General features: G+C 46.7%; 18 protein-coding genes. All 18 read left to right on the forward strand.

The features are described 5' to 3' along the window. The first annotated feature begins 4 nt into the window (after positions 1-4). The 18 genes from HP399_RS06175 (at position 5) to HP399_RS06260 (ending at position 14,714) form a co-directional block, all read left to right on the forward strand. The gene (locus HP399_RS06175; protein ID WP_173616575.1) at positions 5-2,404 is read left to right on the forward strand and encodes a phage/plasmid primase, P4 family; all 2,400 of its coding nucleotides are present in this window, start codon (positions 5-7) and stop codon (positions 2,402-2,404) included. A 236-nt stretch (positions 2,405-2,640) separates the two neighbouring features. After that, on the forward strand, positions 2,641-3,084 hold the full coding sequence (locus HP399_RS06180) for a hypothetical protein (protein WP_173616574.1): 444 nt from the start codon (positions 2,641-2,643) through the stop codon (positions 3,082-3,084). Further along, positions 3,081-3,614, forward strand: coding sequence for an ERCC4 domain-containing protein (locus HP399_RS06185; protein WP_173616573.1), 534 nt, complete (start codon positions 3,081-3,083; stop codon positions 3,612-3,614). Before HP399_RS06180 ends, HP399_RS06185 begins: the two co-directional genes overlap by 4 nt. Before the next feature lie 3 nt (positions 3,615-3,617). Next, the gene (locus tag HP399_RS06190; RefSeq protein WP_173616572.1) at positions 3,618-4,136 is read left to right on the forward strand and encodes a sigma-70 family RNA polymerase sigma factor; all 519 of its coding nucleotides are present in this window, start codon (positions 3,618-3,620) and stop codon (positions 4,134-4,136) included. 82 nt (positions 4,137-4,218) lie between these two features. Next, the gene (locus HP399_RS06195; protein WP_173616571.1) at positions 4,219-4,707 is read left to right on the forward strand and encodes a hypothetical protein; all 489 of its coding nucleotides are present in this window, start codon (positions 4,219-4,221) and stop codon (positions 4,705-4,707) included. A 36-nt stretch (positions 4,708-4,743) separates the two neighbouring features. After that, positions 4,744-4,923 (forward strand): hypothetical protein, encoded by a 180-nt coding sequence (locus HP399_RS06200; RefSeq protein WP_173616570.1) that lies wholly within the window; start codon positions 4,744-4,746, stop codon positions 4,921-4,923. Between the two features lie 41 nt (positions 4,924-4,964). Continuing rightward, on the forward strand, positions 4,965-5,372 hold the full coding sequence (locus HP399_RS06205) for a YopX family protein (RefSeq protein ID WP_173616569.1): 408 nt from the start codon (positions 4,965-4,967) through the stop codon (positions 5,370-5,372). Between the two features lie 35 nt (positions 5,373-5,407). Next, positions 5,408-6,163 (forward strand): hypothetical protein, encoded by a 756-nt coding sequence (locus HP399_RS06210; protein ID WP_173616568.1) that lies wholly within the window; start codon positions 5,408-5,410, stop codon positions 6,161-6,163. Between the two features lie 14 nt (positions 6,164-6,177). Then, a complete protein-coding gene (locus tag HP399_RS06215) occupies positions 6,178-6,729 on the forward strand; it encodes a hypothetical protein (RefSeq protein ID WP_228088545.1) in 552 nt (183 codons plus the stop codon). 280 nt (positions 6,730-7,009) lie between these two features. Further along, entirely contained in the window at positions 7,010-7,528 is a 519-nt protein-coding gene (locus HP399_RS06220) for a hypothetical protein (protein WP_228088458.1), read from the forward strand. Then, positions 7,512-9,329, forward strand: coding sequence for a phage terminase large subunit family protein (locus tag HP399_RS06225; protein WP_217367431.1), 1,818 nt, complete (start codon positions 7,512-7,514; stop codon positions 9,327-9,329). Before HP399_RS06220 ends, HP399_RS06225 begins: the two co-directional genes overlap by 17 nt. Beyond that, the gene (locus tag HP399_RS06230; protein WP_370642656.1) at positions 9,320-9,553 is read left to right on the forward strand and encodes a DUF6148 family protein; all 234 of its coding nucleotides are present in this window, start codon (positions 9,320-9,322) and stop codon (positions 9,551-9,553) included. Before HP399_RS06225 ends, HP399_RS06230 begins: the two co-directional genes overlap by 10 nt. Before the next feature lie 5 nt (positions 9,554-9,558). Continuing rightward, positions 9,559-11,043 (forward strand): phage portal protein, encoded by a 1,485-nt coding sequence (locus tag HP399_RS06235; protein ID WP_228088459.1) that lies wholly within the window; start codon positions 9,559-9,561, stop codon positions 11,041-11,043. Then, on the forward strand, positions 10,988-12,991 hold the full coding sequence (locus tag HP399_RS06240; protein WP_228088460.1) for a prohead protease/major capsid protein fusion protein: 2,004 nt from the start codon (positions 10,988-10,990) through the stop codon (positions 12,989-12,991). The genes HP399_RS06235 and HP399_RS06240 overlap by 56 nt, the downstream gene beginning before the upstream one ends. Next, positions 12,988-13,350 (forward strand): hypothetical protein, encoded by a 363-nt coding sequence (locus HP399_RS06245; protein WP_173616567.1) that lies wholly within the window; start codon positions 12,988-12,990, stop codon positions 13,348-13,350. The genes HP399_RS06240 and HP399_RS06245 overlap by 4 nt, the downstream gene beginning before the upstream one ends. Next, entirely contained in the window at positions 13,337-13,669 is a 333-nt protein-coding gene (locus HP399_RS06250; protein WP_173616566.1) for a hypothetical protein, read from the forward strand. The genes HP399_RS06245 and HP399_RS06250 overlap by 14 nt, the downstream gene beginning before the upstream one ends. After that, positions 13,666-14,253, forward strand: a complete 588-nt coding sequence (locus HP399_RS06255) for a phage tail protein (RefSeq protein ID WP_173616565.1) — start codon at positions 13,666-13,668, stop codon at positions 14,251-14,253. The genes HP399_RS06250 and HP399_RS06255 overlap by 4 nt, the downstream gene beginning before the upstream one ends. Next, the gene (locus HP399_RS06260; protein WP_173616564.1) at positions 14,250-14,714 is read left to right on the forward strand and encodes a hypothetical protein; all 465 of its coding nucleotides are present in this window, start codon (positions 14,250-14,252) and stop codon (positions 14,712-14,714) included. The genes HP399_RS06255 and HP399_RS06260 overlap by 4 nt, the downstream gene beginning before the upstream one ends. Position 14,715: the final 1 nt, after the last annotated feature.

The raw sequence follows: 14,715 nt of genomic DNA on the forward strand, positions 1-14,715 counted from the left end.
ACTCATGCATTATGAACTTCATCGAATTCCGAAAGAGCTGCAGGATTCCCCTCAGTGGATTGTTTGGCGATCAGAAAGTAGGGATGGTAAGCCCACAAAAGTACCGTATCAGACAAATGGAGAACTTGCAAAGTCAAACGATCCTTCCACATGGTCTAGCTTTAATGCTGCCGTCCAGACCTTTCCAAATGGTTATGACGGAATCGGATTTATGTTTTCTGAGAATGATCCGTTCATCGGTGTAGACATCGATAAGTGCATGGAAGACGGGGAACTATCGGATACCGCCAGAGAAATTGTAGACCTGATGGAAAGTTATACGGAGCTGTCTCCATCGGGCAAGGGTCTACATATCATCGTTCGAGGCGAACTGCCCAACGATGTAGCCGGGACTGGTAAAAAGAATCCACAGCTTGGAATTGAAGTCTACCGCCATGGCCGATACTTCACCTTTACGGGAAAGTGTCTCTGGCATCATACCATCGAGGAAAGAACGAACGAGATTCAGCAGCTGTTTGATCGATACTTGGTCAAAGTAGAGTCACCTATTTCAAAGAAGCGACATAGTGAGTCTCAACCATCGAATCGATCTAACTCAGAACTGTGGACGAGGATGTTTTCCAGCAAGAACGGCGATGCGATTCAAGCAATGTTTCATGGCGAGCTGATTAACGGAGATCATTCAGCAACAGACATGGCTCTCTGTAATCATCTTGCATTTTGGACCAATAAGGATCCCGAGCAGATGGATAGCATGTTTCGTGAGTCTGGCCTGTATCGGGAAAAATGGGAAAAGCGTCACTCGTCTGATGGTCGTACATACGGCCAAATGACCATCGATAATGCTATTGATTCCACGCAAACAACTGTTGGCGATCATGTTGCTGTGCAGCCGTATGAGATTTTCATTGGTACGGAAGAGTCCAGTTATGAAGAGAGCAATTCATATCAGGGCAAGAACAGACCATTTTTTCGTCTCTCTGAATTGGGAAATGCTGAACGCCTGGTTTATCATCACGGCGAGCGCCTCCGATATTCCAACGAACTAGGCTGGTTGATCTGGAATGGCAAGTATTGGAGACAAGATGAAAAGCTTGAGATCGAGTCAATCGCGGCCAAGACGTTAAGGGCACTGTATCAAGAGTGCCGAGAGATTTCAGATGAAGCACTGGCAAAGCAAATCTACGCCTGGGCAAAACGTTGTGAAAAGCGATCTGTAAGGATGAACAGCATTTTGGACACACGCCCGATGGTGGCTGTTTCCAAGCACGAACTGGATAGCCATAATTACCTGTTCAACTGTGAGAATGGTGTCATTGACCTGAAAACGGGCAAGTTGCAGCCGCACTCAAAGGACCTGCTGCTGACAAAGTTGTCCAATGTGACCTATGAAGAGACGGCAGAATGTCCAAGCTGGAAAGCGTTCATAGAAAGCATTTTTGTTAACGATAAAGGCGAAGTAAACCACGAGATCATCGATTTTCTCCAGAAGGCAGTAGGGTATACGCTGACTGGAGATATCTCAGAACAAGTCATGTTTTTTCTATACGGTACAGGGCGAAATGGGAAGTCCACATTTATCAACACGATTCAGACCTTGCTTGGCGATTACGGGCGACAGACGAACAGTGACACGTTTATCAAAAAGCGTAACGACAATGGGATCAACAACGATATTGCTCGCCTGGATGGTGCGAGGTTCGTATCAGCTGTGGAGTCAGAAGAAGGGCAGCAGCTCTCGGAGTCATTGGTCAAACAGATCACTGGCGGCGAGAAGATGACGGCGCGGTTCATGCGGCAGGAATTTTTCGAATTTACGCCAGAGTTCAAAGTTTTCTTCACCACAAATCACAAACCGATCATCAAGGGATCTGACGAGGGGATTTGGAGACGGATCCGGCTGATTCCATTCGAAGTGACCATTGCTAAAGAAAAAGTGGATAAGAAGCTACCGGAGAAGCTAGCAAAGGAAATGCCAGGAATACTTCGTTGGGCTGTGGAGGGCTGCATTCGATGGCAAAAGGAAGGGCTTGGAGAACCGGAGGCGATCCGAGTTGCTACGGAAGGGTATCGAAACGACATGGATATTCTGGGGCCTTTTATCGATGAGAAATGTTTGATTCATCCATTGGCCAGAGTGGAAGCCAAAGCCTTATATGAAGAGTACAAAGATTGGTGTTTCAAAAATGGCGAAATCGAGTTGAAGAACAGAGCATTTTATCGAGCACTTGAAAGCCGTGGTTATAAAAAGGGGAACGGAGCAAAAAACAAAGTTTACTTCCTAGAATTGGGTTTAAAAAGAGAAAATTGGGATTTAGTGGGTGATGGGGTTAACGAACGGGTTAACGAAAATCAGTTCATTAACCCAGAAAAAGTCGTTCCTATTAATCGACAAAAACTCTAGGAACCCTTGATACGACTGGTTTTACAAGTCTTCTATTCTATTGATTTTTGATAGTGGGTTAATGAGGGTTAATGAATTTACCTGTTCCATTCCATAGCAAATAAAACAATAAAAGCTCTGATAATAGCAAAATGGATAACCTTCATTAACCCAAACGCTGAAACCCTTGGTATTACTGGATTTTATGGGTTAACGAACGAAAAAACTTATTAACCCATGGCAGGAAGGTGAGCTTTATGCACCCTAAACTGATCTGCGATGAAATGGCAAAGCTTGGCTCTCCGATCGTCATGGATGGCGGTAACTTATATGTCGAGAATGCTGACAAGGTGCCAGCTCATGATATGGACTTAGCTCGGTCGTATAAAGCGAGAATTGTTAAGTACCTCATGGGAACCTATTCAGACAAAGAGCATGCTTTACGGCAGACGAATGACAAAATTATTGCCTTCATGCTAATGGAGAATCAAGACAAAACCACAGAAATCAAGCTTGATAAGTGGCTGACAACCGATGAGCATTCATATGAGCTTGTGACCAGGTGGTTGCAAAAGCTTGCGGTGAATGGGTGGGTAGATGCCCAGCAATCAATTGCTAATTACGAAACACTAGAAACTGACAAAATTGCAGTTGAACTATTCGATAGGGCAATGTCTTTTTTCAAGAAGGTGAGAGCATGAGTCCATTACATTTCCGGTTTGCGGAAAATGAAATCAAAGCTCTCCTGGACACAATGGTCATGATTGTGGATACCAGGGAGCAAAAGAACCGACACATTTTGGAGTATTTCGATAAGAAAAAGGTGCCATACATGCACCGTGGCCTGAAAACAGGGGATTATACTGCGATGCTACCCAAGAATGACGAGCTCGGGATTCCGAGAGACTTGTTTCTCCCAGGGCTAATCGAGCGGAAAAATTCGGTCAATGAGTTGGTTGAGTCAATCAAAGATCGGACCCGATTTGAAAACGAGCTGATCCGGGGAGCGCGGCAGCCGTTTACCATGATCGTGGAAGACGCTGACGGGTACGAGAAAATTCTCAAAGGTGATTACATTTCGAAATACACGCCACAAGCACTACTCGGCAGCTTGAAAACCTTTGAAGCACGCTATGGATTTACGACTGTATTTCTATCGCCACAATTCAGCGGAAACTATATCTACCACCATTTTTACTATATGGCAAGAGAAGCCATGAAGGGGGCATAAGGGATGAACGCTGTATTGAGCACCGATGTTGACACACTGGTTCAAAAACACTTACGGTTCGTCCACCATATCCTTAAAAGGTATTATCCACCTGCAGGCTATGACTACGATGACCTATTTCAAATCGGATGCATTGGGCTTGTCAAAGCAGCGCAGAAGTTTGATCCAACATTGGGATTTAAATTCACAAGCTTTGCAGGACACTGGATTGAAAACGAGCTAAGAAAAACTATCCGTTTAGAAATGGCAGTGAAGAGAACGGGAGAAGTAGTTTCGATGGATTGGGAAAGCGAAGGAGAAGATGGTTCACTACTGGATTTGCTTGCAACCTACGATTCAGTAGAGGAAGAGGTTGAAGCCAAATGGATGTGCTCGGAGTTGATCCGTCAAGAGCCAGCCATCACTATGCTTGCTTTGGAAGGGTACACGCAAAAAGAGATTGGACGAAAGCTAGGGATGAGCCAAGTCAACGTGTCTAGGAAAATAAAAAACATCAAAAATGTTGCAATAGGCTTGTGCTGATTCAGTCATGGTAAGCAAAGCGAGATTTGTTGGACGAACTAGTCGCCGTGGTGATATCCGGTTTCCACATAACGAAGAGGCTATGGAGCCGAGCGAGGTTATAACCTATCGGCTCTCTCCAGAGGAAATGGAACGTCTCATGAAGGGAGATAAGACTACGATGGGTGCAGCTCCTAAAACAAAGAAGGATTTGACCAAGGATGTATACCTGAAATTGATCAAACAAGGCAAACTCGATTCGCATATTCGCAAGGAATACGGTCTCTCCAGTTGGACGCAATTGAAACGGATGAAAGAAAACTGGGGGATTGCGGGAGGATCTGGAGCAGAAGAAAAACAAGTAGCTGTTCCTGTAGAAACTTCGCTGGAACAGGTCATGGCAAGAATGGACGAAATGGCTGCTGAACATGCAGAAACAAAAAAACAGCTGAACGGGATCGGGGAGATCCTCACTCAGCTGACACAAAAAATAAATTCACCTAACACCCAGTATATCCAAAATGATGGCGAAAAGTCCAATGATCAGCAAGTAAACGAATTGATCCGGAAGCTTTTGAAGGAACTGCTTTAGGTACTCATCACACGATTTGTTAAGGGGGGAACAGATATGCGGAATCTGAGCAAAGATGAAGTGATTGACTTCTTAAAACAAGCAAGACCTGATCTAACTGAGGAAGACTGGAAAGAAGCAGACTTGATTACGGTTCTCTCTTGGGCTTTACCGACATATTATTCGTGGCTTAATAACGGACATATTTCTCGAAAGTTCACATTCGACAAAGACTGAGTTATCACAACAATCGATTTGTTAAATAGGGAGTGATAGGCGTGCGCGAAATCAAGTTTCGGGTGTGGGACAAGCAGAATAAAACGATGATCTACCAAAAGCCACTGAGCCTTACTAAGTTCATGATTACAATCGATGGCGACTTTGGATGGTTTGATTTCGAAAGACAGATTTGGAGCGGCGTGATGCCGAAAGCGTTTATTGAGCTACAGCAATTTACAGGCATACATGACAAGAACGGTCAGGAGATTTACGAAGGGGACATTATTGAGGCAGGGCATGACGATGGAGCCGTATATCTCGAAGTAGCATACGACCAAGAACACGCCAGGTATGTTTTTATCGATCGTGAAGAGGATGAGTGGCTGGATTCATATGAGTGGGATGAATTCGAAATAATCGTAAAAGGCAACATCTACGAAAATCAGGAGCTTCTGCCAGCAATTTAACACAACATTACATTTGAAAATAGGAGGATTATCCGATGAGTGTAAAACTGTATGTTGCCGAAGGTCAAAAGCGCGTGGAGCTTGAGTTGAGCAAAGCCAATAACATGCAAGTAATGAACATCATTCATGGGCTTTTTGGATTCTTGGGATATGAGCTGGCAGAAGTCACAAAGCCGATTCAACAAAGCGTGGGTTTCGGTCCAGTTGTTTCTGATCCAGGAGTGCCAGAGAAAGAGGAGCCTGTTGTTGAAACGAAAGGTATCCCAATGCCCATTGAGACACTGGAAGCTCCAGAGGAAGTAGACAAGCAGGTGAAGGGAAAGCGTCAGCTGCCATTCATTAATGGTGATCATACTTTGTCTCAGTCTCTGGGTGAAAAATTAGGACCACTTCTTGGATTGGAAGTGAAGGAGGGGACGGCCTGGGTGGATGGATCGGATAATCCGCTTATCGCTAAGAAGAGCCAACCTCATATGAATATCCCGCTAGAAGAATCACTCATTGATCCTACCAAGGAGAACTCAGGTGTTCGTTATGTCGATGGTATCCCACGTTATCAAACATATATCTATTGCAAAAACAGTAAATGCAGCCAGCGAACAAAAGTGTTTGTGAAGGAATTACAGTTATCTGTGTATTGCCCAGCATGCAATACCAAGCATGTAAGACGAGATGCCACGCATGGAGGATTCCCGGAACAAGATGATTTTGGAAACTACTTCAAAGCGGATCGTCTCTGGGTGGAGAACCACAAACCTCATCAAGAAAGAATCAAAAGCCCGTTGAAATAAGCATCATTGTGGAGGTGGTCGGCTTGAATCAAAGACTAGCAGAAGAAGTAACCAAGCTGTCTGCGGAAACTGCGGTTAAGGCAGCGATAGAGTTTTTAGAAAAAGAGAAACAGAAGCAACAGAAGGAGAAACGGGATTATCGGCTACGCAATACGAAGTTGCTGCTAAAGCATTTCAGATCATTCGTAAGCCATGTGGAAGGAGCGAATGAAAAGGTAAAAGTCACCGCTCATGATTATGCCGAAGCTATGGAGAGCTTGTACACACAGGAGCTAGCGCTGGAATCCATCAAGAGAAGCACGCAACGAACAATGGTTATGGTCAAGTTCGTCCAGAGAATGGTGAGTGTCTATAAGGCAATGTGTGAAACATCTGGACAACAAGAGGACCTCCGACGCTATCGAATTATCGAAAACATGTACATTTCCGAAGAAAAAATGACAGCCGAGGAAATAGCCGAATGCGAAAAAATAGACGTCAGCACTGTGTATCGGAACATTAACGAGGCAGCCAAAACCTTGTCAGTGCTGATCTTTGGCGTAGATGGTGTCGAATTATTCGGGTGAGAAAAGCGTGAGAAAAAGACGCTATTACTGCGCCACTCGTTCCGTGCTACTATGATAACATCGAAAAAATATGAACAGCGAAACGTGTAAGCCATCCGATGTATTGGGTGGCTTTTTACATGCATCAGCTCGGCCATATTCCCAAGCGCTTGTGAATTTGGAGGCCACGGGTCCTTCCGGCGGGGTGGGCCCTATGCGGGTCTAACGAGGCCCGAAATCTGACCGAGTATAATTAAAAAATTTCATTGTGCATGTTATGCATGGAGGAGGTGTTCTCGGAATGGATATCAGCAAGTCCGTAAAAGTGATTGAAGGTAAACTGTGCCTTAGTTCCACAGCGATATGTGAGGTGCTAGATATCCACCGAAATACGCTCCAGAACTACACAAAGGCAGGCTTGCCAAAGGTGAAAACAGGCTGGTTTGACTTGCGTGAAGTTATTCGTTGGAGAGCTGAACGCGAAGGTGCCAAAGCAAGCGGCGAAGATGAGTCACATGCACAAATGAAACTCCGGTACGAAGCAGAGTTGAAGCGGGAACAGGCGGCAGCTGCCACATTGAAAAATGCCATTGCAAATGGTGAATATGTTAAGCGGGATGACGTTGTGAGCGAGCTCCAGCGTTTTTTTGTTACACTGCGGCGTTCCATGCAGGGCTATAGCAGAAAGGTTGCCATGGAGATTGCGCCATATGTAGATCCTGACCAGGTGCGTATCATCGAACAGAATATCACCGATGCGACAAATGTGGTTCTGTTGCAGTTGTCTGTAAGAGGTGTGTACGATGTGCCCAAAAAATAGCTTTTCAGAATGGCTTATGGACGCTTTACAAGTGATGAAGCCCCCTGAAAAACTTACCGTTTCAGAGTGGGCGGACAAGTACAGAATCTTGGATATAAAAACATCATCTGAACCAGGGCAGTGGTCAACGGATCGTACACCATACTTACGTGGAATTCTGGATTCTTTTACTGACCCACGCGTCGAAGAGATTATTTTTGTCAAGCCAACACAGGTCGGCGGGACGGAAACATTGAATAATATGCTGGGCTTCATTGTTGCTCAAGACCCTAGCCCGGCACTTGTTGTTTATCCAATGATTGAACTGGCCGAATACACTTCAAAAAACCGATTGCAACCGATGATGCAACTGAGCCCGGCCTTAGCTGCCAAGTTTCAGGCGAAGGAAAGTAAGCTCCTAGAGCTACAATTCGACGGGATGTATGTTGTCATTTCGGGTGCAAACAGCCCGGCGTCATTGTCCAGCCGTCCTATTCGATTTCTGTTCATGGATGAAGTGGACAAGTACCCCAAAAATGCGGGAATAGAAGCCGATCCACGTTCCCTAGCCCGTGAACGGACAAAAACGTTCGCATTCAACAAGAAGATCGTCCAGACCTCAACACCAACACTAAAGAACGGTCCAATCTGGCAAGCTTACGAGAAAGCGGATGTGAAATTGCAATATTACGTCCCTTGTCCGCACTGTGGCCACTACCAAACGTTCAAGTTCAAGGGTGGAATCAAGTTCAATAAAGAGTTGCCTGCTGAGCAGATTCGACAGACAGCCTACTATGAGTGCGAAAAGTGTAAAGGGGCAATTCGTGACGCGCACAAACCGACGATGCTTCGCAACGGTGAGTGGCGCGATTCTACAGGGGTTACTCGATTGGCTACTAAAACCGCCTTTCACCTAAATGCTATTTACAGTCCTTGGGTGCGATTCGGTGATGTGGCTTACGAATTTATGATCAGCAAGGGCGATCCGGAAACCCTCATGAACTTCATCAACAGCTGGTTGGCTGAGCCGTGGGAAAAAACACAGGTAAAGCTGAGCAGCGACTCTGTTCTGGAGCGGACAAGCGGTTACGAAGAGGGTGTTGTCCCTGATCGAACTATTTTCCTCACTGGTGGGGTAGACGTGCAAAGGGACCGATTCTATTACACCGTTAGGGCATGGGGTGAGAAGATTACCAGTTGGAACGTCCGACATGGATTCTGCGAGACTTGGGCAGAAATCGAAGACGTAATGAATGCGCCTTATCGATCAAAGGACGGATCTGAGTATTGTGTAAGTCTTTGCGCTATCGATTCCGGCTGGAACCCAGATGACACATACGATTTTTGTGTGAGAAACAGCGAATGGGCTGTTGCGATAAAAGGGGCAAGCAATGAAATCCCTGCAAAATTCCGGTTGACCAAGATCGACCGTGAAGAGAAAGGGCTTTTTGGCATTTCTCTTTATTTGATTGACGGGGGCTATTACAAGGATCTGATTTCAAACCGAATCGCCCGCAAGCCGAATGAACAAGGCGGATGGTATGTGTATGAGGGGTGCGATCGGGAATATGCTGAGCAAATAACAGCCGAGCATAAGGTCGAGATCAAACGAAACGGGAAAACAATCGATGTTTGGCAACTAAAGACGGCCGGTGCGGATAACCACTATTTGGATACTGAGGTTTATGCAGCCTTTGCAGCTGATCGCCTTGGCATTCGATATTTGACATATGAGGAGCCGATCAAAGAAGAAAATCTGGCATCTAAGCAGCAGGAAAAACGATCTGCAAATAACTGGGTTGGAGGTGAAAAGTGGATATGACACCGGAAGAAAAACTTGCTCGTTTCCGCGAGCAGCTGGAGCAGTTGAACAAGGCAATTCTTGCGATTCAAAACGGGGCTCAAGAGTACAGCATCGGATCCAGAAGGATTAAAAAGGCTGACCTTGGGCTGCTCTACAAAGAGAGAGAGCGGCTGGAAAGAGAAATCGATGTGCTTGAAAACGGCGGCGGAATCTTCAAAGTTGCCGTCTTCGAAGGGAGGTAGTCGCTTTGAAGTGGTTGGAAAGGACCATTGCAGCAATCAGCCCACAATGGGCATACAAACGCCAGGCATGGCGTTCCGGTATGGATGCCCTGTACGACTCGGGATCGAGTGGCCGACTGAATATGAATTGGAATCCGGCCGCAACTGCTGATGAAAACAAAATGAGAACCGAAAGGAATCTCATACTAAGTCGTGCGCGGGATCTGGAACGAAACAGTGATGTAGCAGAGTCCATTATCGATGCATTCGAGCGTAATGTGGTAGGCACAGGAATGACCTTGCAAGCCAAGGTTCCAAAATCAGTTACTGCAGCAGAAGAAATCAATCAGCGAATAGAAAAGCTGTGGAAGGAATTCAGTAAAGCCGAGAACTGCGACATTACTGCGACGCAATCACTTGAAGAGATTCAAGAAATGCTCGTTCGTCGGTATGTTGTTGACGGCGGAATTCTCATAGTTAAGGTGTTTACAGATGAGAAGCGTTTTCCTTTCAAACTGCAGGTACGAGAAGTGGACGAGTTAGATTCAATAACCACATCATTCGGAGGAAGACGTGTTGTTGATGGGATCGAAATTAATGAATACGGTCGTCCTATTGCCTATCACTTCAAGAAGTTTGACGGCATCCGGCAACTCCATGGTGAAAGTATCCGTATTGAAGCGGACAAGGTGATCTTTTGGCGCAGGAAAACATCTCCACGCCAAGTGCGTGAACTATCTAGATTGCGTACTGTGATCCCCCGGATCAAGGATGCCAACCAGTTTATCGAAGCAGTATCCGTAAAAGAGCGCGTACTAGCTTGTCTGTCAGTATTCATCAAGAAAGGAACCCCGGCAGGGTCGATTGGCCGAGGAGTGAGCACCGTAGGAAAGGGCTCAAGCTATGACGGAATGTCGCTTTCACCCGGTATGATCGGGGAGCTGAATCCCGGTGATGAAGTACAGACAGTCATCCCAACTGGCCAAGCATCAAACACTAAGGATTTCATCAGTACATTAATCCGGTTGGGTGGTTCCGGTATTGGGTTGAGCTATGAAGCGATATCCCGTGACATGAGCAACGTGAACTATTCTAGTGCTCGACAGGCACTCATCGAAGACCGTAAAACATACAAGAGAATGCAACGTTCAATGATTGGAACCGTTATGTCTCCGGTCTACCTCTTATTTTTGGAGACGATGTTTTTGACAGGGCAATTGCATATCAAGGATTTCATGCAGAATAAGGAGCTCTACACAGCGCACGTATGGATTCCGCCGGGGAATACCTGGATTGACCCGATGAAAGAAGTAAGTGCCAATAAGGTGGCGTTGGAATCCAATCAAGATACGCTCGCTCGAATTTGTGCAGAAAGGGGTGAGGACTGGCGTGATGTCGTAATGCAGCGTATCGAAGAAATGAAATTGATTCAAGAATTGACGGGAGGAGTAGCTAGTGGGGAAAGTAATGCTTCCGACGATGCTGTCAAGAAACAGCAGCCCGACGAATAACCTGCTTACGCGAACATTAACGCTTGACCGTTCCACGATTAACGAGAATGACCGAACGGTTGAGCTATCTTTCAGCTCAGAGGCACCCTATGAACGATATTTCGGCTCTGAAATCCTGAGCCATGATCTAGACGCCATCGACCTGGCGAGACTCCAGGAAGTTGGCGTTTTGTTGTTTGCGCATGGCCGAGATGCTCGATATGGAAAGCTTCCGATCGGCTCTATCGAAAAGGTTTGGCTCGATCAGTCGCAGCGAAAAGCGCGGGCGCTCGTAAAATTCGACGATGACGAAGAGAGCGACAAGATTTTCCAGAAAGTCAATAAGGGCATGATCAAAGGCGTGTCCGTTGGCTATTCGGTGAGCTCGTGGGAAGAGGTCAAAGCGGGTAAATCATCTGCTAATGGCCGTCACACAGGCCCGGCCTACGTCGCATTGAAGTGGCAGCCTTTTGAAATTAGCATCGAGCCAACTCCGGCAGATCCGTCAGTCGGTGTTGGAAGAACTTTTGAACAGGAGGATTTTAATATGCATGGTTTGAAACGATTGGCTTTGCAAGCACAAGGATACATGGTCCCGGATAATGGGTTGCCAGGTGGAGGCGCAGCACCTACGCCAGATCCTGCAACACGTTCGGCAGCTTCTCAAGCACCACCTGCAGTAAATGTAGAAGATCTACAGCGTCAGGCGGCAGAGGCAGAACGTGCTCGTGTAACAGAGATTTCTCAGCTTTGCCGGACCTTCGGTATGGAGGGCGATGAATTTATCCGTACAGGTGCGACAGTTCAAGCTGTGAAAGACGCAATTTTGCAGAAGCAAATCAGTGCTAATCAACCACAGGCTACCTCGGTCGTTGTACAAACCGAAGAAGCGGATAAATTTCGCGCTGCAGCATCAGACGCTTTGCTCATGCGTGCAGGTCGCTATGTAGAGAAGCCTGCAGCGGGTGCTATGGAACTTCGCAGCTTGCGTTTGCGCGACGTCGCAATCGAGTGCTTGCAACGAGCTGGAGAATCCGGTGCCCACTTGTTACGGGATGAGGAGCTACTCAAGCGTGCGCTGAGTCCTGATACTACGTTCCAAGGTATTGTGTCTAACGCAGTCAACAAAACGCTATCCCAGGTGTATCAGGAAGCACCAACAACTTTCCAACTGTGGACGAGCCGGGGCTCAAATCCAGATTTCAAGGCTGCCGAACACTACAGAATCAGCGAAGCAGGGAATTTGGAGCGTACGCCGCAAAATGATCCAATTCCGTATGACACAGCAATGAAAGACGAGAAGGTAACGAAAGCCGTACTCACGTACAGCAAGCGTTGGGGCTTCACACGCGAGGCGTTTATCAATGACGATCTCTCGATGTTGTCACGTGTTCCAGCAGCTTATGTCATGGCCGCAAAACGTGGTATTAACCAACTCGTCTATAAAATGTTGGCCACCAATCCTGCTATTTTCGACGCCAAGACACTCTTCCATGTGGATCATAAGAACCTAGGGACAGCCGGGCCTATTGGTAAGGACGCCATGAGCGAGGCACGCTTGAAAATGCGGACTCAAAAAGACCAGCGAGGTATTGCAACGCTGAACATTTCTCCGAAATTCTTGCTTGTTCCAGCAGCGTTGGAAACCGATGCAGCGCAATTCATGCGTTCCGAGTCAGATCTGAGCAGCAACAACAGCGGCGTGGCCAACGTCTTCCGCAATTCCTATACGGTGATTGTGGACGCAGAACTGGACGCACACAGCGCAGACGCTTGGTATCTTGCAGCTGATCAGAACATTGCCGATACGGTAGAGGTTACGTACCTGCGAGGCCAAGAGGAGCCAACCCTGGAAACTGATATTCCGTTTGATCGCCTGGGCATGGACTTCCGAATCTATTTCGATTACGGGGTTACTGTTCTGGATTACCGTGGACTCTATAAAAACCCAGGTAAGGTGACACCATGATAGTAGTCAATCCAGTAAATTTCGCCGGACGGTTGTTTATGCCGGGGGAGAGCGTAAAAGGCGAGCTCCCCCTAGATGTGATCGAGCAGCTGAAAGAAAACGGGTTTTTAACTGATCAACCAGAGGAGGTTTCCACCGAGAATGAAGACTCTATTGAACAGGATTCTCCTACTGCAAAAGACGTTCCAGAGCTCGATTATCCTACGGCAGAAGATTTCAGCAAGCTAAAGGCCGATGAACAAAAGGCGCTTTTGGCTCGCTTGAACATTGAACCAGGACCGAAGGAAGAGAATCGAGTTGAGCAATACAAAATCTGGCTTGCCAAGAGGGAAGAGGGAGCCGACAATGCTGAACTTTAAAGAGCTTGTGGCCCAAGATATCGCCGTTTTCATGAATCCTGATGAATTCGGCGATATGCACAACATCGAAGGCAAGAACATTACAGTCGTCATCGATGCGGACACCTTAAAGGAAAAAAGTATGAACGGCGCGAGTGCATACGCAACGCATAGCGGTGTCATGCTTTCTGAATTTACCATGTACGTCAAATGTGAAGACCTGGACGAGAAACCGTGGATTGGACAAAGGATGACGCTAGACGGAGAGCTTTATCTGGTTACGGATGTTGCAGAAACCGCTGGGATTTACCAGATCACTCTGGGAGCGAACATAGCATGATCGATTTTACTACTGAGCAAATGGCGAAAGCGGAGAAATTGCTGCGTCATATTCCAGGGGCTGCCCCTGCAGCTATGGCCCGTGCTATTAACCGGGCAACAGAATCAGCGAGAACGGCAGCAGCTCGGAAAGTTCGTGAAACTTATTTCATCAGGCACAAGGACGTAACAGATACACTCAAGCTCCGCAAGGCCACTCCTACAAGTCTAAGCGCCTCTATTGTTTCGTCAGGGAGTGTCATTGCTTTGACTACTTTTCGTGTGTCTCCAAAAAGCCCACAGCCTCAGAAAGCGGCTAATGTGCGGTGGAAAAATGGTAAAGCCTTTAAGATCGTCGCACGCGTGAAACGTGGCGAAGGTGGCCCGATCAAGTCTGCATTCGTAGCTAAAATGCAAAGTGGCCATGTAGGAGTGTTCAAGCGGGTAGGGACAGATCGAAAGCCGATCGATCAGTTTTATGGTCCATCTGTTCCGCAAATGCTTGGAAATCCAAGTGTCTCGGATTGGGTTAACGAGAAGGCCAAGGAAACGATGGGTCAACGGCTGGATCATGAGATTAACCGTTTGCTGGAGGCGAATCGATGACACCGACCATTATGTTGGATCGACTTGTAGAGCATCTGCAGTCAGTAACCGAGAATTTTGAAATGCAGACGAACATCCCTGGGATTAAGAAAGCACCACAAGTGGTTGCGGGGTATCTCTCAGAAAAGAAACCAGCACAAAAACAAGAAGTACCAGATTATCCATATGTGATTGTCCGGTTTTTGAAGGATAACGATGATAATGACGGCGCAGTTGCGAGAGTCAAAATCATCGTAGGAACATATAGCCAGGACGCACAAGATGGTTGGCGAGATCCTTTAAACATCCTTACACGAATTAAACAGGAACTGTTGGCTCGCCCGGTCTTTGGCGAGTCTTTTCGTGTTGAGAAACCAATAGAGACGGATATGCCGGAGGAGCAGCCTTTTCCTGAATGGTGGGGATCTCTTACCCTGAACGTGATTATTCCTCAAATGGAGGAAGAAGGAGGTTTTCTTTGAT

Source organism: Brevibacillus sp. DP1.3A (assembly GCF_013284245.2).
Taxonomy (GTDB): domain Bacteria; phylum Bacillota; class Bacilli; order Brevibacillales; family Brevibacillaceae; genus Brevibacillus.

What these genes read in the sequence shown, in the direction of transcription:
- HP399_RS06185 (WP_173616573.1), top strand. Translation starts at nt 3,081, where the DNA reads ATGAGTCCATTACATTTCCGGTTTGCGGAAAATGAAATCAAAGCTCTC.
- HP399_RS06245 (WP_173616567.1), top strand. Translation starts at nt 12,988, where the DNA reads ATGATAGTAGTCAATCCAGTAAATTTCGCCGGACGGTTGTTTATGCCG.
- HP399_RS06255 (WP_173616565.1), top strand. Translation starts at nt 13,666, where the DNA reads ATGATCGATTTTACTACTGAGCAAATGGCGAAAGCGGAGAAATTGCTG.
- HP399_RS06220 (WP_228088458.1), top strand. Translation starts at nt 7,010, where the DNA reads ATGGATATCAGCAAGTCCGTAAAAGTGATTGAAGGTAAACTGTGCCTT.
- HP399_RS06180 (WP_173616574.1), top strand. Translation starts at nt 2,641, where the DNA reads ATGCACCCTAAACTGATCTGCGATGAAATGGCAAAGCTTGGCTCTCCG.
- HP399_RS06195 (WP_173616571.1), top strand. Translation starts at nt 4,219, where the DNA reads ATGGAGCCGAGCGAGGTTATAACCTATCGGCTCTCTCCAGAGGAAATG.
- HP399_RS06260 (WP_173616564.1), top strand. Translation starts at nt 14,250, where the DNA reads ATGACACCGACCATTATGTTGGATCGACTTGTAGAGCATCTGCAGTCA.
- HP399_RS06225 (WP_217367431.1), top strand. Translation starts at nt 7,512, where the DNA reads ATGTGCCCAAAAAATAGCTTTTCAGAATGGCTTATGGACGCTTTACAA.
- HP399_RS06200 (WP_173616570.1), top strand. Translation starts at nt 4,744, where the DNA reads ATGCGGAATCTGAGCAAAGATGAAGTGATTGACTTCTTAAAACAAGCA.
- HP399_RS06250 (WP_173616566.1), top strand. Translation starts at nt 13,337, where the DNA reads ATGCTGAACTTTAAAGAGCTTGTGGCCCAAGATATCGCCGTTTTCATG.
- HP399_RS06190 (WP_173616572.1), top strand. Translation starts at nt 3,618, where the DNA reads ATGAACGCTGTATTGAGCACCGATGTTGACACACTGGTTCAAAAACAC.
- HP399_RS06175 (WP_173616575.1), top strand. Translation starts at nt 5, where the DNA reads ATGCATTATGAACTTCATCGAATTCCGAAAGAGCTGCAGGATTCCCCT.
- HP399_RS06210 (WP_173616568.1), top strand. Translation starts at nt 5,408, where the DNA reads ATGAGTGTAAAACTGTATGTTGCCGAAGGTCAAAAGCGCGTGGAGCTT.